The 20,221-nt window shown below is 69.6% G+C and carries 21 protein-coding genes and 1 riboswitch; of the genes, 12 read left to right on the forward strand and 9 right to left on the reverse strand.

Annotated elements, in window-relative coordinates; translation table 11 throughout:
- Positions 1–58 precede the first annotated feature (58 nt).
- The 9 genes from urtB (at position 59) to KIT86_RS15650 (ending at position 9,049) form a co-directional block, all read left to right on the forward strand.
- A complete protein-coding gene (urtB, locus tag KIT86_RS15610) occupies positions 59–961 on the forward strand; it encodes an urea ABC transporter permease subunit UrtB (protein ID WP_297399963.1) in 903 nt (300 codons plus the stop codon).
- 2 nt (positions 962–963) lie between these two features.
- Positions 964–2,013: an urea ABC transporter permease subunit UrtC gene (urtC, locus tag KIT86_RS15615; RefSeq protein ID WP_297399965.1), complete on the forward strand. Its 1,050-nt coding sequence runs from the start codon at positions 964–966 to the stop codon at positions 2,011–2,013.
- A 44-nt stretch (positions 2,014–2,057) separates the two neighbouring features.
- A complete protein-coding gene (gene urtD / locus KIT86_RS15620; RefSeq protein ID WP_297400004.1) occupies positions 2,058–2,810 on the forward strand; it encodes an urea ABC transporter ATP-binding protein UrtD in 753 nt (250 codons plus the stop codon).
- Between the two features lie 12 nt (positions 2,811–2,822).
- Complete coding sequence (gene urtE, locus KIT86_RS15625; protein ID WP_297399967.1) at positions 2,823–3,512, forward strand: urea ABC transporter ATP-binding subunit UrtE; 690 nt, start codon at positions 2,823–2,825, stop codon at positions 3,510–3,512.
- Positions 3,513–3,535: 23 nt separating this feature from the next.
- A complete protein-coding gene (locus KIT86_RS15630; RefSeq protein ID WP_297399969.1) occupies positions 3,536–4,573 on the forward strand; it encodes an aliphatic amidase in 1,038 nt (345 codons plus the stop codon).
- A gap of 50 nt (positions 4,574–4,623) precedes the next feature.
- Positions 4,624–5,430: a CbbQ/NirQ/NorQ/GpvN family protein gene (locus tag KIT86_RS15635; RefSeq protein ID WP_297399971.1), complete on the forward strand. Its 807-nt coding sequence runs from the start codon at positions 4,624–4,626 to the stop codon at positions 5,428–5,430.
- The gene (locus KIT86_RS15640) at positions 5,427–7,130 is read left to right on the forward strand and encodes a nitric oxide reductase activation protein NorD (protein WP_297399973.1); all 1,704 of its coding nucleotides are present in this window, start codon (positions 5,427–5,429) and stop codon (positions 7,128–7,130) included. Before KIT86_RS15635 ends, KIT86_RS15640 begins: the two co-directional genes overlap by 4 nt.
- Before the next feature lie 111 nt (positions 7,131–7,241).
- Positions 7,242–8,396 carry a transporter substrate-binding domain-containing protein gene (locus KIT86_RS15645; RefSeq protein WP_297399975.1) on the forward strand — a complete coding sequence of 385 codons (1,155 nt, stop codon included), beginning with the start codon at positions 7,242–7,244 and terminating at the stop codon, positions 8,394–8,396.
- On the forward strand, positions 8,396–9,049 hold the full coding sequence (locus KIT86_RS15650; protein WP_297399977.1) for an ANTAR domain-containing response regulator: 654 nt from the start codon (positions 8,396–8,398) through the stop codon (positions 9,047–9,049). Before KIT86_RS15645 ends, KIT86_RS15650 begins: the two co-directional genes overlap by 1 nt.
- Before the next feature lie 4 nt (positions 9,050–9,053).
- Here KIT86_RS15650 and KIT86_RS15655 read toward each other — a convergent pair whose 3' ends face one another.
- From KIT86_RS15655 to KIT86_RS15690, 8 genes are all read right to left on the reverse strand, one after another.
- Positions 9,054–9,806, reverse strand: a complete 753-nt coding sequence (locus KIT86_RS15655) for a hypothetical protein (protein ID WP_297399979.1) — start codon at positions 9,804–9,806, stop codon at positions 9,054–9,056.
- A gap of 5 nt (positions 9,807–9,811) precedes the next feature.
- Positions 9,812–10,489, reverse strand: coding sequence for a cysteine hydrolase family protein (locus tag KIT86_RS15660; protein WP_297399981.1), 678 nt, complete (start codon positions 10,487–10,489; stop codon positions 9,812–9,814).
- Complete coding sequence (locus KIT86_RS15665) at positions 10,486–11,265, reverse strand: creatininase (protein ID WP_297399983.1); 780 nt, start codon at positions 11,263–11,265, stop codon at positions 10,486–10,488. The genes KIT86_RS15660 and KIT86_RS15665 overlap by 4 nt, the downstream gene beginning before the upstream one ends.
- A 4-nt stretch (positions 11,266–11,269) precedes the next feature.
- Complete coding sequence (locus KIT86_RS15670; protein WP_297399985.1) at positions 11,270–12,175, reverse strand: DMT family transporter; 906 nt, start codon at positions 12,173–12,175, stop codon at positions 11,270–11,272.
- Positions 12,172–12,927, reverse strand: coding sequence for an SDR family NAD(P)-dependent oxidoreductase (locus KIT86_RS15675; RefSeq protein WP_297399987.1), 756 nt, complete (start codon positions 12,925–12,927; stop codon positions 12,172–12,174). The genes KIT86_RS15670 and KIT86_RS15675 overlap by 4 nt, the downstream gene beginning before the upstream one ends.
- 126 nt (positions 12,928–13,053) lie before the next feature.
- Positions 13,054–13,833 carry an SDR family NAD(P)-dependent oxidoreductase gene (locus KIT86_RS15680; RefSeq protein WP_297399989.1) on the reverse strand — a complete coding sequence of 260 codons (780 nt, stop codon included), beginning with the start codon at positions 13,831–13,833 and terminating at the stop codon, positions 13,054–13,056.
- 60 nt (positions 13,834–13,893) lie between these two features.
- Positions 13,894–14,904, reverse strand: a complete 1,011-nt coding sequence (locus KIT86_RS15685; protein WP_297399991.1) for a fatty acid desaturase — start codon at positions 14,902–14,904, stop codon at positions 13,894–13,896.
- Between the two features lie 79 nt (positions 14,905–14,983).
- Positions 14,984–16,027 carry an ABC transporter substrate-binding protein gene (locus KIT86_RS15690; protein ID WP_297399993.1) on the reverse strand — a complete coding sequence of 348 codons (1,044 nt, stop codon included), beginning with the start codon at positions 16,025–16,027 and terminating at the stop codon, positions 14,984–14,986.
- 52 nt (positions 16,028–16,079) lie between these two features.
- Positions 16,080–16,184: riboswitch (guanidine-I (ykkC/yxkD leader) on the reverse strand.
- A 244-nt stretch (positions 16,185–16,428) separates the two neighbouring features.
- Here KIT86_RS15690 and KIT86_RS15695 point away from each other — a divergent pair.
- Genes KIT86_RS15695 through KIT86_RS15705 form a run of 3 tightly spaced genes read left to right on the forward strand, consistent with a single transcriptional unit; the run spans position 16,429 to position 19,357 of the window.
- Positions 16,429–17,148, forward strand: a complete 720-nt coding sequence (locus tag KIT86_RS15695; protein WP_297399995.1) for an endonuclease/exonuclease/phosphatase family protein — start codon at positions 16,429–16,431, stop codon at positions 17,146–17,148.
- Positions 17,145–18,359 (forward strand): cardiolipin synthase ClsB, encoded by a 1,215-nt coding sequence (clsB, locus tag KIT86_RS15700; protein WP_297399997.1) that lies wholly within the window; start codon positions 17,145–17,147, stop codon positions 18,357–18,359. The genes KIT86_RS15695 and clsB overlap by 4 nt, the downstream gene beginning before the upstream one ends.
- The gene (locus tag KIT86_RS15705) at positions 18,356–19,357 is read left to right on the forward strand and encodes a lysylphosphatidylglycerol synthase domain-containing protein (protein ID WP_297399999.1); all 1,002 of its coding nucleotides are present in this window, start codon (positions 18,356–18,358) and stop codon (positions 19,355–19,357) included. Before clsB ends, KIT86_RS15705 begins: the two co-directional genes overlap by 4 nt.
- Here KIT86_RS15705 and KIT86_RS15710 read toward each other — a convergent pair.
- On the reverse strand, positions 19,308–20,221 hold a 914-nt coding region (locus KIT86_RS15710), incomplete at its 5' end, for a hypothetical protein (protein ID WP_297400001.1). The two genes, KIT86_RS15705 and KIT86_RS15710, sit on opposite strands and share 50 nt — an antisense overlap.

A 20,221-nucleotide genomic window follows, 5' to 3' on the forward strand; every position in this document is an offset into this window, starting at 1 on the left:
GGCCGGCCGCTCGCGCGATGGGGCGGCCGGTCGATTCCAACGATTCAGGAGTCGGTCAATGGGTTTCGATATTGCGGTGATGCAGGTGTTCAACGGCGTGAGCCTGTTCAGCATCCTGCTGCTGATGGCCATCGGTCTGGCCATCGTGTTCGGTCTGATGGGTGTGATCAACATGGCCCACGGCGAGCTGATGGCGCTGGGTGCGTACATGACGTACCTCGCGGCGCGCGGCTTCGAGCATTGGGCGCCGGGGTGGATGAGCGTCTACCTGTTCGCGGCCATACCGTTCGCGTTCTGCGTGACGTTCGCCTTTGGCTACGCGCTCGAGCGCGGCTTCATCCGCTTCTTCTACAACCGCCCGCTGGACACGCTGCTGGCCACCTGGGGCCTGAGCCTCATCCTGCAGCAGACCTACCGCACCGTCTTCGGGGCGCAGGAGGTCAGCGTGCCCCTGCCGCTGTGGCTGGCCGGCGCCTGGGAACCGAGCGAGGGCATCCAGCTGCCGATCAACCGCATCTTCATCGTCGGCCTGACGATCGCCGTGGCCGTGGGCGTCTACCTGCTGCTGTACCGCACGCGCTGGGGTCTGAAGGTGCGCGCGGTCACGCAGAACCGCGCCATCGCCGGTGCCGTCGGCATCGACACCCACCGCGTGGACGCGCTCACCTTTGCGCTGGGCTCGGGCCTGGCGGGCATCGCGGGGTGCGTGTTCACCATGATCGGTTCGACCAACCCGGGCACGGGGCAGCTCTACATCGTCGACTCTTTCATCGTGGTCGTCTTCGGCGGCGTGCAGAGCCTGATCGGCACCGCGCTCTCCGCGCTGTCCATTGCGCAGGGCCAGACCTGGCTGGAGTTCCTGATCAGCGGCTCCATGGCCAAGGCCACCATCCTGCTGCTGGTGATCGTGGTCCTCTACTTCCGTCCCAACGGCCTGTTCGCCGTGCGTTCCAGGAGCTGAACATGTCATCCCAGAAGCACCGCCTCGACTTCGCCAGCGCCATCGCGCTCATCGTGCTGCTGGCCATCGCCTTGCCCTTGCTGCTCGACCCGTTTCGCCTCAACCTCATCGGCAAGTACCTGTCCCTGGCGTTCGTGGCCATCGGCATCGTGCTCACCTGGGGCTACGGCGGCATCCTGAGCCTGGGCCAGGGCGTGTTCTTCGGCCTGGGGGGCTACCTGATGGCCATGTTCCTCAAGCTCGAGGCCTCGGCCCCCGAGCTGCCCGACTTCATGGTCTGGAGCAGCGTGGAGAGCTTGCCGCTGTGGTGGACGCCGTTCCGCTCGCTGGGCTGGACCGTGCTGGGCATCTTCGTGCTGCCGGCGGTGATCGCCTACCTGTTCTCGTTCGCCATCTTTCGCCGCCGGGTCAGCGGGGTGTATTTCGCCATCGTCACCCTGTCGCTGGCGCTCACCCTCACGGTGGTGGTGGTGGGGCAGCAGGGCGACACCGGTGGCGCCAACGGCATCACCGATTTCAAGACCCTGCTGGGCATGGACATCCTGAGCGACGCTTCGCTGCGCATGCTGTATTTCGTCGAGGTGGCCTTCCTGGCCGTGGCCATGCTGCTGGCGCTCACGCTGGTGCGCACCCGGTTCGGCAAGATCCTGATCGCCATCCGCGACCGCGAGGACCGCGTGCGTTTCAGCGGCTACGACACCGCGCACATGAAGGCCTTTGTCTTTGCCTGCGGCGCGGTGCTGGCCTCGGTGGGCGGCGCGTTCTTCACCTTGCAGGTCGGCCTCATTTCGCCCAGCGTCATCGGCGTGGTGGCCTCGGTGGAGATGGTGATCTACGCCGCGGTGGGCGGCCGCCTGTCGATCCCGGGCGCCGTGGTGGGCGCGCTGCTCATCGGCTTTCTCAAGTCCTACCTGTCGGAAACCTTCCCCGAGGCCTGGCTGTACTTCCTCGGCGCCGTCTTCATCCTGGTGGTCTGGGTGATGCCCAACGGCCTGGCCGGTCTGAAAGACCAATGGCAGTCCCGCCGGGCAGCCGCTAGGAGCGCGGGATGAGCGCTCAGCTGGCCATGCACGTTCCCAACCACGCCCTGTCCTCCATGACGCCATCCCAAACCCGCGACAACGTGCTGCAGGTCGAGCACCTCACGGTGTCCTTCGACGGTTTCAAGGCCGTCAACGACCTGAGCCTGACGGTGGAGCGCAACGAGCTTCGCGTCATCATCGGCCCCAACGGCGCGGGCAAGACGACGCTGCTGGACATGATCTGCGGCAAGACCCGCCCCACCGCTGGCCGCGTGCTGTTCGAGGGCCGCGACCTGACCCGCATGAGCGAGTACCAGATCGTGCGCGCCGGCGTGGGCCGCAAGTTCCAGACGCCCTCGGTCTACGAAGACCTCACGGTGTTCGAGAACCTGGAGATTTCGCTGCCCCGCATGCACGGGCTGTTCCAGTCGCTGGTGTTCCGGCGCAGCAGCGCCATCGTCGAGCGCGTCAAGGCCATGGCCGCGCAGATCTTCCTGAGCGAGCGCCTGGGCCACCGCGCCGGCCTGCTCAGCCACGGCCAGAAGCAGTGGCTGGAGATCGGCATGCTGCTGATGCAGGAGCCCACCCTGTTGCTGCTGGACGAGCCGGTGGCCGGCATGAGCCCGCGCGAGCGCGAGCAGACGGGCGACCTGCTCAGCCGCATCGCCACCGGCCGCTCGGTGGTGGTGATCGAGCACGACATGGACTTCGTCAAGCGCATCGCCCACCGCGTCACGGTGCTGCACCAGGGCAAGCTGCTGAGCGAAGGCAGCGCCGCACAGGTGCAGGCCGACCCCCGCGTCATCGACGTCTATCTGGGCCACTGAGGAGGCACCCCCATGTTCGACATCTCCCGGCTCAACGTGTGCTACGGCGAATCGCATGTGATCCACGACATCTCGTTCCAGGTGAAGGCGCGCGAGTCGGTGGCCATCATGGGACGCAACGGCATGGGCAAGACCACGCTGCTCAAGTCGCTCATCGGCCTGCTGCCCACGCGCTCGGGCGACATCCGCCTGGACGGCCGCGCCCTCCAGGGCCTGCCCAGCCACCGGCGCGTGCAGCACGGCCTGGCCTTCGTGCCCCAGGGCCGCATGGTGTTCCCCTTCCTCACCGTGGAGCAGAACATCCTCTCGGGCGCCGAGCATTCGGGCCACCGCGAGGTGCCCGACTACATCCACCGCTTCTTTCCGGTGCTCCAGGAGATGAAACACCGCAAGGCGGGCAACCTCTCGGGCGGCCAGCAGCAGATGCTGGCCATCGCGCGCGCCCTGATCTCCGATCCCAAGGTGCTGATCCTCGATGAACCCACCGAAGGCATCCAGCCTTCCATCATCAAGGAGCTGGCCCAGACCCTCAACGTGCTCCGGCAGGAACGCGGCTTTGCCGTCGTGGTGTCGGAGCAGGTGCTCAGTTTTGCCCTCGACCTCGCCGACCGGTTCCTGGTCATCGACCGAGGGCGCATCGTGCACGAAGAACCCCGTGCCCATCTGGATCAGGAAAAGGTCAAGTCCTTCCTGACCGTCTGACCTCAACCCCCTAGGAGACCCTCATGCGACATGGTGACATTTCCAGCAGCAACGATTGCGTCGGCGTGGCCGTCGTCAACTACAAGATGCCCAGCCTGCACACCAAGGCCGAGGTGCTGGCCAACGCCCGCAAGATCGGCGAGATGCTGGTGGGCATGAAGAAGGGCCTGCCCGGCATGGACCTGGTGATCTTCCCGGAGTACTCCACCCACGGGATCATGTACGACGCCAAGGAGATGTACGAGACGGCTTCCACCATCCCGGGGGACGAGACGGAGATCTTCGCCGACGCCTGCCGCCGCGCCAACGTGTGGGGCGTGTTCTCGCTCACCGGCGAGCGCCACGAGGAGCACCCCAACAAGGCGCCGTACAACACGCTCATCCTGATGAACAACCAGGGCGAGATCGTGCAGAAGTACCGCAAGATCATGCCGTGGGTGCCCATCGAGGGCTGGTACCCGGGCGACTGCACCTACGTCAGCGAGGGGCCCAAGGGCATGAAGATGAGCCTCATCATCTGCGACGACGGCAACTACCCCGAGATCTGGCGCGACTGCGCCATGCGCGGCGCCGAACTCATCATCCGCTGCCAGGGGTACATGTACCCGGCCAAGGAGCAGCAGATCATGGTGGCCAAGACCATGGCCTTCATGAACAACTCCTACGTCGCCGTGGCCAACGCCACCGGTTTCGATGGCGTGTATTCCTACTTTGGCCACTCGGCCGTGATCGGCTTTGACGGCCGCACGCTGGGCGAATGCGGTGAAGAGGAAATGGGCATCCAGTACGCCGAGCTGTCCAAGAGCCTGATCCGCGACGCGCGCAAGAACGGCCAGTCGCAGAACCACCTCTTCAAGCTCGTGCACCGCGGCTACACCGGGCTGATCAACTCCGGCGACGGGGACAAGGGCGTGGCCGCCTGCCCCTACAACTTCTACGCCAAGTGGGTCAACGACCCCGAGGCCACGCGCGAGATGGTCGAGTCGTTCACGCGCACCACCGTCGGCACCGCCGAGTGCCCGATGGAGGGCATCCCGAACGAAGAGACGAAGCACCGCTGAGTCCGCCACCTCCCCACCGCGTCTTGTTCCGCACCCAAGGACCCCGCTCCATGCTGTCACCCCTGGACGACCATCTCATCCGCTGCGAACCGTTCTACCAGCCTTCGGGCGAGGAGATCGAATGCTACGAACGGGCGTACCGGCACCGCCTGCCGCTGATGCTCAAGGGGCCCACGGGTTGCGGCAAGACGCGCTTTGTCGAATACATGGCCTGGAAGCTCCAGCGTCCGCTGGTCACGCTGGCCTGCAACGAGGACATGACCGCCTCCGACCTGGTGGGGCGCTACCTGCTCGACGCGCAGGGGACGGCCTGGCACGACGGGCCGCTGACCCTGGCGGTGCGCCATGGGGGCATCTGCTACCTCGATGAGGTGGTGGAAGCCCGCCAGGACACCACCGTGGTCATCCACCCGCTCACCGATGCGCGCCGCATCCTGCCGCTGGACAAGAAGGGCGAGGTCGTCCAGGCCCACCCGGACTTCCAGCTCGTGGTCTCCTACAACCCGGGTTACCAGAGCAGCGCGAAGGACATGAAGGCCTCCACGCGGCAGCGCTTTGCGGCGCTGGAGTTCGATTACCCCGACACCGAGACCGAGGTCGCCATCGTGGCGCGCGAGGCGGGCATCGACGCGCAGCTGGCCCGCCAGCTCGTCACCATCGCGCAATGCACGCGCGCCCTCAAGCAGCGCGGGCTGGACGAAGGCGCCTCCACCCGGGTGCTCATCTACGCAGGCGTGCTGGTGCGCGACGGCCTCACGCCCACGCAGAGCTGCGAGATGACCCTGGTGCGCGCCCTCACCGACGACCCGGACATGGCGCAGGCCATCCGTGATTTCGTGAAGGCGCAGTTCGGATGAAGAGCGACCTGCCGGCGCACCTGGCTGCCCCGGATGCCGACGTGATCGATGGGCTTCTGCCCTCGCTGGCCTGGCTTGGCTCGGGCTTGCTGGGCGCTCCGCTGCAGGTGGCCGAGAGCGGTGGCGGCCCGCGCGCGCGCCGCGCCATCGTCACGCGCGAGCAGGTGCTGCTCAGCCGGCAGGCGCTGCAGGACGCGGCCGCGCCTGCCGGCGCGCTCTGCCGGGCCACCGTGGCCCACGCCGTGGCGCACTTGCTGTACTCGCCGCTGCAGCAGCCCGCGCGCCTGCTCAAACCCATGAGCCAGATGGTGGTCTCGGCCATCGAGGACGCGCGCGTGGAACGGCAGCTGGCCCGGCGCTACCCCGGGGTGACCGCGTGGTTCCTCGATCACCTCGCCCCCGTGCCCGAGGCCGGCAACTTCAGCTTCGAAGCGCTGCTGGCGCGCATGGACCGGGCGCTGGCTGATCCCGCCCATGCCGACGACAACCACTGGGTGAACAAAGCCCGCCGGTTGTTCGAGGAAACGCAGATGCGGCACGGTCTGGACGACGCCCAGGCGTTCCGGGCGATCGCCTCCATTCTGGCCAACGACCTGGGACAGATGCGGGTGCGCTTCGACCCGCAGCACCACGTCGTTCCGGCGCCTTACCGCGACGACCACAGCATCCTGTGGCAGCACGACGACAACGAGCAGGACGAACAGCAGGCCATTGCCGCGCCCCGCTCGGCCCCGGCACGCGCGGCTGCGGCACCGCCTGCGCCCACCGACGGCACGCAGGACGTTCAACCGCAGGCCGAGGTGGAGCTGAGCCGGACCCTGCATGCCGAATGGCACCACCGGCTGGCCCTGTGGCGGCGGGACTGGTGCACGGTGATCGAGAAGCTGCCGGCCCTGGTGCCGGCCCCGCTCACCCGCGCGCAGCCCGCCGTCCACCACAGCTTCAGCCCGGTCTCGCTGCACCGGGTGCGCCGCCTCAGCCGGCGCCAGCGTTTGCGCCGGCAGTGGGAAGGCGAAGACATCGACCTCAATGCCGCCATCGAGGTGCTGGTGGACCGCCGCCTCGACCTGCAGCCCGAGCCTCGCCTGTTCATGCGCCCGGGGCGCGAGACGGGCACCTCCCGCATCCTGGTGCTGCTGGACCTGTCCGAATCCACCAACGACCCTTCGGGCGCGCGCGGCGCCTCGCTGCTGGACGTCGAAAAGCAGGCCGCCTTCCTGCTGGCCGAAGCCGCGTTGCACACGCAAGACCGCGTCGCCATCCACGGCTTCAATTCCAACACGCGGGCCGAGGTGAGCTACTACCGCCTGCTCGGATGGGACGACCCGCTCGACGGCGCCGCGCGCGAGCGCCTGGCCTCGGTGCCCGCGCGCCACTCGACCCGCCTGGGTGCCGCCTTGCGCCAGGCCACGTCGCACCTGCAGGCCCAGCCCGGGCGCCATCGCGGGCTCCTGGTGGTCACCGATGGCGCGCCCTCCGATGTGGACGTGTTCGAGCCGGACTACCTGGTGGAGGACGCGCGCATGGCGGTGCAACAGGCCCATCGCGCCGGCATCCGCACCTTCTGCCTCGCGGTCGATCCTGCGGCGGGTGGTTACGTGCGCCGGATCTTCGGCTGGCGCGACCACGGCATTGCCGCCGACCCGAGCCACCTTCCGGTACAGTTGCAAAGAGCCTATGTGAGGCTGGCCGCCGGATGACGGCCGTCGCTCGTGGCACCCGACCTTCCCCGCTGATCACGGCCCTGACCATGCCCATGAAGACCCTCGCCCGCACCCACGCCGCCGCGCCGGCCGCCTCCGGGGGATGCCATGGTTGACCGCGATCCCGTGCGCGTGGGCGTGCTGTTTTCCTCCACCGGCGTCACCTCCACCATCGGCCTGTCGCAGCTGCACGGTGCCTTGCTGGCCATCGATGAAATCAACGAGGCTGGCGGCATCAACGGCCGCGAGCTGGTGCCGGTGCACTACGACGCGCAGTCCAACCCGCAGCGCTATGCCCAGCTGGCCGAGCAGCTGATCCTGCAGGACAAGGTCAACGTGATCTTCGGCTGCTACATGTCCAGCAGCCGCAAGGCGGTCATCCCCGTCATCGAGAAGTGGAACAAGCTGCTGTTCTATCCCACGCTGTACGAGGGCTTCGAGTATTCGGCCAACGTCATCTACACCGGCGCCGCGCCGAACCAGAACAGCGTGCAGCTGGCGGAGTTCATGACGGCCAATTTCGGTGCGCGCGTCTACCTCATCGGGTCCGACTACATCTACCCCTACGAGTCCAACCGCATCATGGGCGAGCTGGTGATGCAGCGCCAGGGCAGTGAGAAGCTGGCCGAACGCTACGTGGCGCTGGACGCCACCGAGAAGGACTTCGCCGACATCATGGACGACGTGCGCCAGAAGCGGCCCGACTTCATCTTCTCCACCGTGGTGGGGGACTCCACCGCCGCCCTGTACCGCGCCTATGCCGATGCCGGCTTCGACCCGAAGACCATGCCCATCGGCAGCCTCACCACCTCCGAGGCGGAAATCTCGCAGATGGAGAAGGGCCTGGCCACCGGGCACTACACCTCGGCGCCTTACTTCCAGTCGATCGAGTCCGCCGCCAACCAGCGCTGCCTGCAAAGCCTGCGCCGGCGCCTGGGCGAGCGCTGCGTGCCCAACCTGTGCTGGGAGGCGTCCTACTTCCAGCTGCACATCTTCGCCAACGCCATGCGCCAGTCGCGCAGCGACGACATCGCCGAGCTCATGCCCCACGTGCTGGGCAGCGAGTTCGACGCGCCGCAGGGCCGCGTGCGCATCGACCCGAACAACCACCACACCTGCCTGTACCCGCGCATCGGCCGGGTGAACGCCGAGAGCCAGTTCACCATCGTTCGCCAGGCGAGGAGGTCGGTGTACCCCGATCCCTACCTCGTCACCCATTCGCTGGGCGACTGGGCCGCCCGCCTGGACACGCTGGAGTCCTGATGGTCGACCGCGCGGAGCCTCCACGCGCGCTGCGGGCCACGCCCCAGCAGCTCAAGGAGCTTCGCACATTGACGGTGGCGGTGGTCCATCCGGACGACTCCGACGGCCGCCAGCTCACGCAGCAGCTGCAGCGCATCGGCTGCAAGGTGCAGGCCTTCTGGCCGCCCGTGCAGTCCATCGGCAAGGATGTGGACGTGGTGTTCCTGGCGGTGCGCCCGGAGATCCTCAACCTCAACATGGACTGGGCCCACGCCGAGGACGCGCCGACGGTGATCGCGGTGGTGAACTACGAGAACCCGACCATCGTGGAGGTGGTCCTGGGCCTGGAGGCCAAGGCCGTGCTGCCTTCGCCGGTGCGCTCGTTCGGCCTGCTGTCCGCGCTGGTGCTGGCCCGCGAGAGCCACAAGGTGAACCGCGCGCTGGCCCGGCGCCTCAAGAAGGTGGAGGCCAAGCTGCTCGGTGTGCGGCACATCGCCGATGCCAAGGCCATCCTGATGAAGAGCCACCACGTCTCGGAGACGGAGGCCTACGACCTGATTCGCGACCAGGCGATGGCCAAGCGGACCACGACCGAAGAGGTGGCGATGGCCATCGTGGAGGCCCACGAACTGCTGTCGGTCTCGCTGCCCTCCCGCCACCCCAGGGCGCCCTAGGCCTTCACGCGGCGTGCCACTCCAGCACGCGCCAGCGGCCTGGAAGGCCGGCGCCGCTGGCGGTGGCTTCGCTCTCGCTCACGCGCGCCAGTGTGCAGGGGTGGTTCAGGCGCTCCCGCTCGGGCCGCGTGGCGCGCTCCACCGCCCACACGCCGTCGTCCCAGGGGCCGAAGGCGATATCGAAGTCCAGCAGGGCATCGGCGTCGGCGCCGTGGCGCTGCACCACCTGGGCCAGCGTGTCGTCGGGCGCGGTATCGCCGGGCCAGGGCGTGGTGCGCGGCCGCAGGTGCATGAGGTAGCGGCCACTCACCAGCAGGCGCTGCGCCGTGGGCTGGCCCTGCGCGTCCAGCGCGGCCAGCGCGATGCGCCGCCCCACCGAGCCGGGCAGGCGTTCCCACACCTCCAGGTAGCGGCCATGGAGGCCGGTCTCGATCACGCACGCGGGCGTCTCGAACACCATGTGGCCCGCGTCGGGCGTGCTGCGCGGCGGCTGGAAGTCGACGGTGCGTTGCCATGTGCAGACCTCGGGCTGCGCGGGGTCGGGGCGGGTGATGGTGGTGGTGCCGGCAAAGCCCTGTTGCAGCGCGCGGCCTGCGCGCGTGGTGCGGTCGGCGCCGGCGGGCACGCGCAGGTCGCCGTGCCACAGACCGGTCTGCAGCCAGTGCACCCAGCTGGTGGTGTCCCGGCCCTCGGGGGTTTCAAGCAGGGTGCGTTGCCACACGCCGTGGTAGCGCTCGGGAATGGTCGGTTCTTGCATGGGCATCAGGCGCCGGTGAATGCCTGCACCCAGGTGGTGACGCGGTCGCGCTCGGCCGCCGCCTGGCCGAGTTCGGCCACCACCTCGGCGGTGCTGCGCACGCGGCCGAAGATGCCGCCCTCCACGTCGATCATGGCCAGGGCGGGCGCCTGCAGCGCGGGGTTGCTCGCGGCGGTGGCGTCGCCCACGGTGGTGCAGGCAAAGCCCCGGTCCACCGCTTCGCGCAGCGTGGAGTGCACGCACACCTCGGTGGTCACGCCGCACAGGATGAGCCGCTGCACGCCGTGCGCGGCGAGCACCTGCGTCAGGCGCGTCTGGTGAAAGGCGCCGTAGCCGGGCTTGTCCACCACGAATTCGCCCGCGGCGGGCTGCAGCGCGTCCACGAAGTCGTGGCCCTGTTCGCCGCGCACCAGCAGCCGGCCCAGCGGGCCCTGGCTGCCGATGGCCGCGCCCGCGGCGATGCTGCGCGCGAGCTTGGCGGGCGGGCAGTCGCTCAGGTCGGGCAGGTGGCCTTCGCGCGTGTGCACCACCACCAGACCCTTGGCGCGCGCGGCGGCCAGCAGTTGCTGGATGTTCGCGATCGGTTCGCGCAGTCGGCGCACGTCCATGCCGGCGGCATCGGCATAGCCGCCGGGGCTGCAGAAGTCGCGCTGCATGTCGATGACGAGGAGCGCGGTGGTCATGGCGCGGGCCTCTCGAAGCCGGTGCGCACGGCCTGGGCCATGCGGCGGGCGACCTCCTCGGCCAGCAGCCGGCCCTTGATGGCGTCGGAGCCTCTGGCCGACGAGAGCACGCCGGAGGCGGGCACCCAGTCGGTGCGCGGCGGGTACATCTCGTAGGGCGGGAAGTCGGCCGGCCCGTCGTCGGGCAGCAGGTCCATGCGCACGAGGTTGGGGTGGTAGTGCAGCATCATCGAGGTCTCCAGCACGGCGGCGTGTTCCAGCGCGAAGCCGGGAAAGCCGTCGGGGAACACGTCGCCCAGGGTCTCGGGCGTCATGAAGTCCCAGTACTCCAGGCGCATCACCTGCAGCCTGGCGCCGGGGCCGAGGTCGTGCAGGCCGAGGTCGATGCCCTCGATGAGGAACCACTGGTTTTCGTAGTGGCCGTTGACGATGACGAGCTTCGTGAGGCCGTGGCGCGCGAACTCGCGCACCGCGTCGCGCACCTGGCCGATGAGGGTGGCGGCGTCCACGCTGGTGGTGCCGCAGAAGTGCTGACCGCCACCGCATTTGGGCTGCGACTTGTAGCCATACGAGAGCGTGGGCGCGACCAGGCCGCCGACGAGGGCGGCGGTGTCGGCGGCCACGGCGCTGGAGAGCAGGCCGTCGGTGCCCAGGGGCAGGTGCGGGCCGTGCTGTTCGAGTGCGCCCACGGGCAGCAGCACGGGCGGCTGGTCCCGCACCACGCGGGCCTGGTAGTCCACCCAGGAGAGCTGGTTCATCCACACGGTGTCGGTCATCGGTTCATCCTCCTGTCGAAGCGGGTTGGGGTCGGGGTTCGGTTGTCCGGTTGTCCAGGGCTTCCACCAGCGCGGCCACTGCAATGAGCGTGCCGCCGGCCCAGCCCATGGGCGTGAGGGTTTCGCCGCCGAACCACAGCGCGGTGAGCACGGCCACCACGAGTTCGGCCAGCAGGATCACGCCGGCGCGGCTGCTCTCCAGGTGCGTCACGCCGAATTGCCAGGTGGCGGTGGCCAGCAGCAGCCAGACGAAGCCGTAGGCCAGCACCGCGAGCCACACGCCCGCCGGCAGGGCGGGCGCGCCATGGCCCAGCGCGGTGGTGACCAGCAGCGAGATGGCGCCGCAGCCCACGAAGACCGAAAGCGTCTTGCTCTGCAGGGGCACGCCTTGCGCGGCGCGCGCGATGAGGTTGTTGCCCGCGAAGGCCAGGCCGGCCGACAGCGCGAGGGCGTCGGAGAGCGAGAGCGACAGGTCGGGCGCGCCCGGGCCGCCCAGCACCAGCCACAGGCCCGCGATGGCCGCCGCCACGGCGGCCCAGCGCGTGGGCGGAATGCGCTCCTTCAGGAACAGCCACCCGCCCAGCACCGACCACACGGGGGAGAGGTAGAACAGGAACATCACGCGCACCACGTCGCCCACCATGAGCGCGTTGACGAAGGAGGTGTTGGCCCAGCCGCCCACCAGCGCGAGCGCCAGCAGCCAGCCAGCGTGCGCGCGCCAGGCCGCGCGCTGGCGCCAGATGACGGCCAGCGCGCACAGGCCCACCGCGCCATACGAGACGAGCGAGACCAACGGCCCGCTCAGGCCCTGCGCGATGAACCACTTGAGCGGCATCCACGACAGGCCCCAGAGCGAGGCCGAGAACAGCAGCACGCCGGTGGCGAGGCGGTCGGACGGTGGGGCGCTCATGGCATCACCGATCCGCCATTGGGCCCGAGCACCTGGCCGCAGTAGAAGCGCGCGAGGTCGGACGCGAGAAAGAGCGCGGTCGCCGCGATCTCCTCGGGCTCGGCCACGCGGTGCTGCGGAATCGCCAGTTCCTTCTCCAGCCATTGCGGGCTCATGTGGGCCAGCGAGACCATGGCGGTGTTGACCGGCCCGGGCGCGATGGCGTTGACGCGGATGCCGTGCGGCGCGAACTCGCGCGCCAGCGAGCGCGTGAGGCCGATCACGCCGGCCTTGGCCGCGCAATAGGGGGCATACAGCTCGCGGCCCAGGATGCCCAGGTCGGACGCGAGGTTGACGATGACACCGCTGCCGCGCGCCACCATGCCGGGGAGCACGGCGCGCGAGGTGAGGAACACCGACTTGAGATCGACGCCGAGCAGGCGGTCCCAGTCGGCCTCGGTGGTGTCGAGGAAGGGCTTCTCCTGGATGATGCCGGCGTTGTTGACCAGGATGTGCAGCGCCCCGGCGTCGGCCACCAGGCGCTGCACCGCGTCCGCCTGGCTCACGTCGGCGTCGATCGCGAACGCGTCGCCGCCATCGCGCTGGATCGCCTGCACCACGGCCTGGGCGGCCTCGGCCTGGCCCAGGTGGTTGATCACCACGCGCGCGCCGGCCTGCGCGAACACGATGGCGATGGCGCGGCCGATGCCGGTGGCCGCGCCGGTGACCAGCGCGGTTTTTCCTTGCAGTGAGAGGCTTTGGGCTTGTGACATGTCAGGTGCCTGTGGCAGACGAGGTATCCGTCAAGGTCACACCGCGGAACCGGCTTTGCCGGGCCGCTGGTGTGGCCCCCTTGAGGGGGTGACGGGCGAAGCCCGGCGCGGGGGTGGGTCGGTTCTTCACGCCATCACCTCGCCATGGCTGGCCACCAGGCACTGGCCGGTGAGCGGGGCGGCCCCGTCGCTGGCGAGGAAGAGGAACACGCCGGCCAGGTCCTCGGGCGCGAGCATCACCGGCATGGCCTGTTTGGAGAGGATCTCGCGCTCCACCTCGGCCTCGGTGCGGCCCTGTGCCTGCGCCATGGCGGTGAGCGAGCGCAGCGCGGCGGGGGTGCGCACCCAGCCGGGGCAGACCGCGTTGACGCGGATGCCGCGCGGGCCCAGTTCCAGCGCGAGCGAGCGCGTGAGGCCCACCACCGCGTGCTTGCTGGCGGCGTAGGCCGAGAACCCGGCCACGCCAATGCGGCCCCAGATGGAGCTCTGGTTGATCACGCACGCGCCGCGCGGCAGCAGGGGCAGCAGGGCCTGGGTGAGCCGCACCATGGAGCCCACGTTGTTGTCCAGCAGGGCCGACCAGCGCGCCATGGCATCGGGGGCTGGGTCGGCCAGGGGCGTGGGGTATTCGGTGCCGGCGTTGTTGACCAGCACGTCCAGCGTGCCCCAGCGCTCGCGCACCTGCTGCGCAAGGCGCGCGATCTGCGCCGCGTCGCCCAGGTCGCAGACGGCGGCGGCGGCGTCGAGTTCGGCGCTGAGCACGGGCAGCGAGGTGTCGGCCCGGTCGAGCAGCATCAGCCGCGCGCCCTGCGCGGCGAAGGCCCGCGCGAGCGCGCTGCCGATGCCGCCGGCCGCGCCGGTGACGAGCACGGTCTTGCCTTCCAGGCCGTAGTGGAGGGATGCCATATCAGTGTGCTGTGACGAAGGCTGCGACCCGCGGTGAGCAAGCAACGGGGGGGCGGTGCATCACACCGCGGTGAGGAAGGAAACCCCGACGGCACCCAGGAACCCGTCGGCGCGGCCCGGCGTGCCGGGCGGCTGCACCGCGCCGTAGTTGCTGGCCAGCACGCGCTTGACGCGGTTGATGTGGAAGCTGCGCAGCAGCTCGCCCACGGTGACCACCTGCGCATAGTCGGCCGGGTACAGCTCGCGGTGGAAGGCGGGCAGCCGGTACCAGGGCGCGGTGGGGCGCTCGTGGTGTGCGTTGTGAAAGCCGAAGTTGAGCCACACCAGGTTGAGCCACTTCGCGTCCAGGCTCACCACGTCGCTGAAGGTGTTGGCCTGTTCGTAGGCGCGGTCGCGCACCTTGTCCTTGGGGATGGGCGTGTCGTCGAGGATGGGGTAGGCGTCGTAGGTGTGCTGGAAGCAGTCGGCAAAGCGCAGCACGGTGACGAAGATCAGGTAGGCCAGCGCGTACAGCGCCAGCGCCTTGAGCGACCACCAGCCCAGCGCCACCCAGGCGGCGATGCGCACCAGGGCGACGCCGACGACGCGGCCGCGCGCGGCCTTCTTTTTCTCGCCCATGAAGGGCATGGCGATGACGAAGCCGCGCATGACGAATTCCACCGCCGGGATGTAGGCCCATTCCAGCGCGAGCACGGTGCGGCGGATGGCGGGGTGCGCGCGCAGGAAGGCCTGGGCGTCGAAGGTGATGACGTCGGCGCGCTCGACGTGGTGGCGCATGTGTTTGCGGCGCAGGTCGGCGAAGCTGGCGAAGCAGCTGCCGTTGATCCAGCTCATGAAGGTGCCCCAGCGTTCGTTGGCCTGCGGCGTCTTGAAGATCGCGTAGTGCGCGAACTCGTGGATGAAGTAGGCCGACCACACCAGGGTCTGCGCCACCAGCAGCACGCCCAGCGCGTTGAGCCAGCCGTTGGCCTGGCCGAGCAGGGCGATGCCCGCGGGCCAGCCGAGCACGGTGAAGGCGAGGGCCGCGACGTTGGGCCACACGCCGTCCTCATAGCGGAATACCGATTTCATGGGTCTGTCTCTTTCGGGAGGGCGGGGCGCGCCGCACCGTCGCCCGGGAGGGCGCTGGCGCGGCCGCAGCCGGTGGGGCTTACTTGGCGACCATGGCCTTGACCAGGCCGGCGTCGAACGTGGCTTCGATGGCCGGGATCGTGGTGATCTGGCCCTTGGCCTTGAGCAGCTGGGCGATGATGTCGCCGCTGGCGTAGTACGAGGTGGTTTCCTTCGCGGGCACGAAGGCCTTGGGCATCTCGGCCAGCGGGATGTTGTAGACGCCGGTGAGCTGTTCCTTCACCTCGGCGGCGGACACGCCCATGAACTTGCCGATGATCTTGTGCGCCTCGGCCGGCTTGGCCTTCATGTAGGCCATCCCGTCCAGGTAGGCTTTCATGATGCCGGTGATCTCGGCTGGCTTGGCCTTGATGACCTTGTCGTCGAACACCAGCACGTCGGCGATCAGGCCCGGGGCGTTCTTCGACGAGAACACCACCTTGAATTTCTTGCCGCCGCCCTGGCCGAGGATCTGCGACAGGCTGGGCTCGTAGGTCACGCCGATGGGCAACTGGCCCGAGGCCATGGCCGCCGGCACGGCTTCGGGTGTCATGCTCACCGGGGTGATGTCCTTCTCGCTCAGGTTCACCGTCTTGAGTGCATAGGAGAGCAGGAAGTCGCTGGGCGAGAGCGGGTTGTAGCCAATCTTCTTGCCCTTGAAGTCGGCCACTTTGGCGATGCTGCTGTCGGCCACGATGGCGTCGCCGCCGTTGGAGTAGTCGATCGGCATGACCACCTTCATGTTGCGGCCCGCCGCGACCTGGCCCACCACCTGGTCGTAGGTCAGCATGCCGCCGTCCACCGCGCCGGAGGCGATGGCCGCGGGGATCAGCGCGGGGTCGTTGAAGACCTGCAGCGAGACCTTGAGGTTGTATTTCTTGTAGAGATCCAGCGCCTCGGCCACGTAGAAGGGGCCGTAGCCGATCCACACCACCGTGGCGATCTTCATGGGGGCGCTGGCCTGCGCGAAGGCGCCGGCGGTGGCCAGCGAGAGGGCCAGGCCCAGGGCGGGCTTGAGGAAGTGGTTGCGGCGGGAGCTGGAGCGCGGGCTGGCGGATGCAGTGAGGGCGGCGGTGCTTTTCATCAGAGGACTCCATGGGTTGGTGGGACGCGCAGGAAGAACCGATCTGTGATCGTTCTCCCGGGCTTTTGTCCCTCCGTGGAGCCTGCGATGAGGCCGGCACACTCTCGGACCAGACACCGCGAGCCATGCCGCGGTCGGAACCCTAGTGCACCTGAGTGCCGAGCTGTCTCGGGGCGGACCCCAGATGGCTCTTCTTGCGCCAGGAGTGTCAGCAGAAAGCGTGCCAGCGGTTGGCGCGCGATTCGGCCGTGGTGGTGCACCAAAACGAGGGCGAAGCGGCACCGGCCGGTGCATGGGGCACCGCCGCGCCGCCCCGGCTTGGTGCGAAGGGGCGCGCGCCTGCGCGCGAATGCGCGTTTGTCTGACAGAGCGCGGGGTGGTGCGCTGCCTAGCATGGCTGCATGCAGGTACTCACCGTGAACATCCACAAGGGTTACGACGTTTTCAACACCCGCTCCGTGTTGCACGGGCTCAGGGAAGCGGTGCGCGCCATGGGCAGCGACATTGTCTTTCTGCAGGAGGTCAAGGGCGGCAGCGGGCCCAGCGCGGCGCAGTACGAGTTCCTGGCCGACGAGATCTGGCCGCAGCACGCCTACGGCCGCAACGCCGTGGCCGAGGGGCTGGACCATGGCAATGCGGTGATGTCGCGCTACCCGGTGCTGCACAACGAAAACCACGACCTGTCGATCGACGGCTTCGAGCCGCGCGGCATGTTGCACTGCGTGCTGGATGTGCCGGGACTGGCGACCGACATGCACGTGATGTGCGCGCACCTGGGGTTGCGCGAGTCGCACCGGCGCCAGCAGCTGGGCATGATCTGCGACATCGTCAACCGCTATGTGCCGCCGGATGCGCCCCTGGTGGTGGCGGGCGACTTCAACGACTGGCGGCTGCGCGCCGACGAATTGCTCGCGCCCAGCGGCCTGCGCGAGGTGTTTCGCCACGCGCATGGCCAGCACGCGCGCAGTTTCCCGGCGGGCTTTCCGCTGCTGCGGCTGGACCGCATCTACACGCGCGGCGTGGCCAGTGCCGTGCCCGTTCCCATGCCGCGCCGGCCCTGGGCGCGCCTGTCCGACCACGCGCCGCTGGCCGCTGACATTCAACTGGAGACCGCAGCATGAATTCGCATTGGGTGCCCGGCAACCAGATCACTTTGCTGGAGAACGGCGAGGGCTATTACCCCCGCGTGTTCGAGGCGATCGCCAACGCCGAGAAGGAGGTGCTGCTGGAGACCTTCATCCTGTTCGACGACAAGGTGGGCCGCCAGCTGCACGAGGCCTTGCTGAAGGCCGCGCGGCGCGGCGCGCAGGTGCACGTGCTGGTGGATGGCTGGGGCTCGCCCGACCTGCCGGTGTCGTTCACCAAGCCGCTGCTGGAGGCTGGCGTGCAGCTGCGCGCGTTCGAGCCGGTGCAGCGCGTGCTGGGCGCGCGCGTCAACCTGCTGCGCCGCATGCACCACAAGCTGGTGGTGGTGGACGGCAAGTGCGCTTTCGTCGGCGGCATCAACTATTCCATCGACCACCTCGCCGAATTCGGCGAGCAGGCCAAGCAGGACTACGCGGTGGAGGTGCAGGGCCCGCTGGTCGGGCAGATCCAGGCCTTCTGCCGCGCCAACGTGGACGCGCCGCAGCCCGCGCGCGGGCAATGGCTGCGGCGCTGGCGCGCGAGCCTGCGGCGCAAGGGCGTGGACGAGGTGACGGGCGAAGGCGCGCTGGCCGCCTTCGTCACGCGCGACAACAACGAGCACCGCAGCGACATCGAGCGCCATTACCGCGCCGCGATCCGCAACGCGCGCCAGCGCATCCTGATCGCCAACGCCTACTTCTTCCCGGGGTACCGCTTCCTGCGCGACTTGCGCCGCGCCGCCCGGCGCGGGGTGCAGGTGGATCTGTTCCTGCAGGGCCGCCCCGACATGCTGTGGGTCAAGCGGGCCAGCGAGTTGCTGTACCGGCACCTGATGCGCGCGGGCATCAACATCTACGAGTACAACGAGCGCCCGCTGCACGGCAAGGTGGCGGTGGTGGACAACCTGTGGGCCACCGTGGGCTCGAGCAACCTGGACCCCACCAGCCTGAGCCTGAATCTGGAGGCCAACGTCATCGTGCGGGACGAGGCCTTCGCCCGCCATCTGTGCGGGCGCATCGATGAACTGCTGCAGACCTGCTGCCAGCGCGTGGAGTTGCCCACGCCCGGGCGGCTGCGCTCGGCCTGGATCGCGGTGCGCAGCATGGTGGTGTTCCACGCGCTGCGGCGTTTCCCGGACTGGTCGCGGCAGACCACGACCCGCGCGCCGCGCGTGGTCCCCATGACGGTGGACCCGGACCCGTCATGAGCCCGGCATGGCAGCGCCTGTGGTGGTGGACGAAACGCGTCGCCCCCTGGGCCCTGGCCGCGCTGGTGCTGGCCCTGGTGGCGCAGCAGGCGCGCGCGGTGGATTGGGCGCAGGTGGGGGTGTCGCTGCGGCAGCTTTCGCCGGCGCGGGTGGCCCTGGCCGTCGGCCTGGTGGCGCTGAGCTACGCGGTCTATGCGGGTTTCGATCTGGTGGGGCGGCACCTCACGCGCCATGGCCTGTCGGTGCCGCGCACGCTGGGCACGGCCGCCATCAGCTATGCCTTCAACCTCAACTTCGGTGCGCTGGTGGGTGGCTTCGCGATGCGGCTGCGCCTCTACACGCGCTGGGGCGTGGCCGCGGCCACGGTGGCCAAGGTGATCGCGCTGAGCATGACGACCAACTGGCTGGGGTACCTCTGGGTGGCCGGCGGCGTGCTGCTGTGGTCGCCGCCGGCCTTGCCAGGCGGCTGGGCACCGGGCGACGCGGTGCTGCGCGCCTTGGGTGCGGCCATGGTCGTGCTGGCCTTGGCCTACCTGGTGTTGTGCGCGGTCTCCCGCCCGCGCACGCTGCGTTGGCGCGACCATGAGCTGGCACTGCCCGGGGGCCGCCTGGCGCTGGCGCAGGCGCTGGCCGGTGGCGCGAACTGGGTGCTGATGGGCACCATCGTGTGGGTGCTGTTCGAGGGGCGGGTGGACTTCGCCACCGTGCTCGGGGCGCTGCTGATGGCCGCCGTGGCGGGGGTGATCACGCACGTGCCGGCCGGCCTGGGGGTGCTGGAGGCGGTGTTCGTGGCCACGCTCAGCGGCGCGCTGCCCGCCACCGAGGTGCTCGCGGTGGTGCTGGCCTACCGCGCCGCCTACTACCTGCTGCCCCTGGCGCTGGCCTTGCCCGCTTACGCCTGGAGCGAGGCGGCGGCACGTCGCAGCGGCGCGCTGCGCCGCCCCGGCGTCAAGGATTCAGACCGGGTCCTTCGACGGAGCGGCCGACCGACGGCGTGAGGGGGTGATCGCCCGCCACCGGTGCGCGAGCCGGCTGGGGCGGGCGAAACCAGGTCTGGAACGGCGCCGCGCCGGCCAGGGACCGGGCGTCGAGCAGCAGGGCGTGGGCCATCGCGGCCTGGCACACGTCGTCGAGCTCGCTGGCGAAGCCCGGGTCGAGCACGATCAGCTGGGCCGCCTCGATGACGTCGCCGCTGTGCCACCCCGCGCCAGTGTCGATGGCGACGCTGGACCACACGCCGTCCACGATGCTGTGCGGCGGCAGGGGGCGGGTGCCGTCCGCCTGGTACAGCCAGGCACCGGCGCGCATGAGTTCGGCGCAGCAGGCGCGCCAGGGCCAGGCGTGGGAGGCGCCGCCGTGCTGCAGCAGCACCGACACGTTGACGCCACGCCCGGCCGCGCCGGCGATGGCCTGCACCAGCCGGCGGGAGGGGGCGCGCCGCGCAAGGGCGATGAAGACGCTGAAGCGCGCCGTCTCCAGCGCGCCGATGAGCGGGCAGCCGCCCGCCTGCGCCGACCCCGCGCGGGTGGTCATGCCCATGCGCTGGCGCCCCGCGAGCGCGATGGGCGGCTGCGGCGGTGGCGAGGGCATGCGCAGGCGGGGCTCGGCTGTCTTCCAGGTGTCCAGGAAGAGGCGCTGCAGCCGCTGCACGATGGGGCCGCGAACGCGCAGGTGCGGGCCCTGGGCGCCCGCGCTGGCGGCCGGCGCGCCGGGGCCGCACCAGGCGGTGCGGCCATCCACCACCGCGATCTGGCGTTGCATGGACTGGAAGCGCTGCTCCACCCAGCCGCTCAGCCCGCTTGGGCGCTGCACGCAGCGCACCACGGCGCCGGCGCGGCGCAGCGGGCCCAGCTCGGCCTCTT

The sequence above is a fragment of the Hydrogenophaga sp. genome, from assembly GCF_026125825.1.
GTDB lineage: Bacteria > Pseudomonadota > Gammaproteobacteria > Burkholderiales > Burkholderiaceae_C > Hydrogenophaga.

What these genes read in the sequence shown, in the direction of transcription:
- urtB (WP_297399963.1), top strand. Translation starts at nt 59, where the DNA reads ATGGGTTTCGATATTGCGGTGATGCAGGTGTTCAACGGCGTGAGCCTG.
- urtC (WP_297399965.1), top strand. Translation starts at nt 964, where the DNA reads ATGTCATCCCAGAAGCACCGCCTCGACTTCGCCAGCGCCATCGCGCTC.
- urtD (WP_297400004.1), top strand. Translation starts at nt 2,058, where the DNA reads ATGACGCCATCCCAAACCCGCGACAACGTGCTGCAGGTCGAGCACCTC.
- urtE (WP_297399967.1), top strand. Translation starts at nt 2,823, where the DNA reads ATGTTCGACATCTCCCGGCTCAACGTGTGCTACGGCGAATCGCATGTG.
- KIT86_RS15630 (WP_297399969.1), top strand. Translation starts at nt 3,536, where the DNA reads ATGCGACATGGTGACATTTCCAGCAGCAACGATTGCGTCGGCGTGGCC.
- KIT86_RS15635 (WP_297399971.1), top strand. Translation starts at nt 4,624, where the DNA reads ATGCTGTCACCCCTGGACGACCATCTCATCCGCTGCGAACCGTTCTAC.
- KIT86_RS15640 (WP_297399973.1), top strand. Translation starts at nt 5,427, where the DNA reads ATGAAGAGCGACCTGCCGGCGCACCTGGCTGCCCCGGATGCCGACGTG.
- KIT86_RS15645 (WP_297399975.1), top strand. Translation starts at nt 7,242, where the DNA reads ATGGTTGACCGCGATCCCGTGCGCGTGGGCGTGCTGTTTTCCTCCACC.
- KIT86_RS15650 (WP_297399977.1), top strand. Translation starts at nt 8,396, where the DNA reads ATGGTCGACCGCGCGGAGCCTCCACGCGCGCTGCGGGCCACGCCCCAG.
- KIT86_RS15655 (WP_297399979.1), bottom strand. Translation starts at nt 9,806, where the DNA reads ATGCAAGAACCGACCATTCCCGAGCGCTACCACGGCGTGTGGCAACGC.
- KIT86_RS15660 (WP_297399981.1), bottom strand. Translation starts at nt 10,489, where the DNA reads ATGACCACCGCGCTCCTCGTCATCGACATGCAGCGCGACTTCTGCAGC.
- KIT86_RS15665 (WP_297399983.1), bottom strand. Translation starts at nt 11,265, where the DNA reads ATGACCGACACCGTGTGGATGAACCAGCTCTCCTGGGTGGACTACCAG.
- KIT86_RS15670 (WP_297399985.1), bottom strand. Translation starts at nt 12,175, where the DNA reads ATGAGCGCCCCACCGTCCGACCGCCTCGCCACCGGCGTGCTGCTGTTC.
- KIT86_RS15675 (WP_297399987.1), bottom strand. Translation starts at nt 12,927, where the DNA reads ATGTCACAAGCCCAAAGCCTCTCACTGCAAGGAAAAACCGCGCTGGTC.
- KIT86_RS15680 (WP_297399989.1), bottom strand. Translation starts at nt 13,833, where the DNA reads ATGGCATCCCTCCACTACGGCCTGGAAGGCAAGACCGTGCTCGTCACC.
- KIT86_RS15685 (WP_297399991.1), bottom strand. Translation starts at nt 14,904, where the DNA reads ATGAAATCGGTATTCCGCTATGAGGACGGCGTGTGGCCCAACGTCGCG.
- KIT86_RS15690 (WP_297399993.1), bottom strand. Translation starts at nt 16,027, where the DNA reads ATGAAAAGCACCGCCGCCCTCACTGCATCCGCCAGCCCGCGCTCCAGC.
- KIT86_RS15695 (WP_297399995.1), top strand. Translation starts at nt 16,429, where the DNA reads ATGCAGGTACTCACCGTGAACATCCACAAGGGTTACGACGTTTTCAAC.
- clsB (WP_297399997.1), top strand. Translation starts at nt 17,145, where the DNA reads ATGAATTCGCATTGGGTGCCCGGCAACCAGATCACTTTGCTGGAGAAC.
- KIT86_RS15705 (WP_297399999.1), top strand. Translation starts at nt 18,356, where the DNA reads ATGAGCCCGGCATGGCAGCGCCTGTGGTGGTGGACGAAACGCGTCGCC.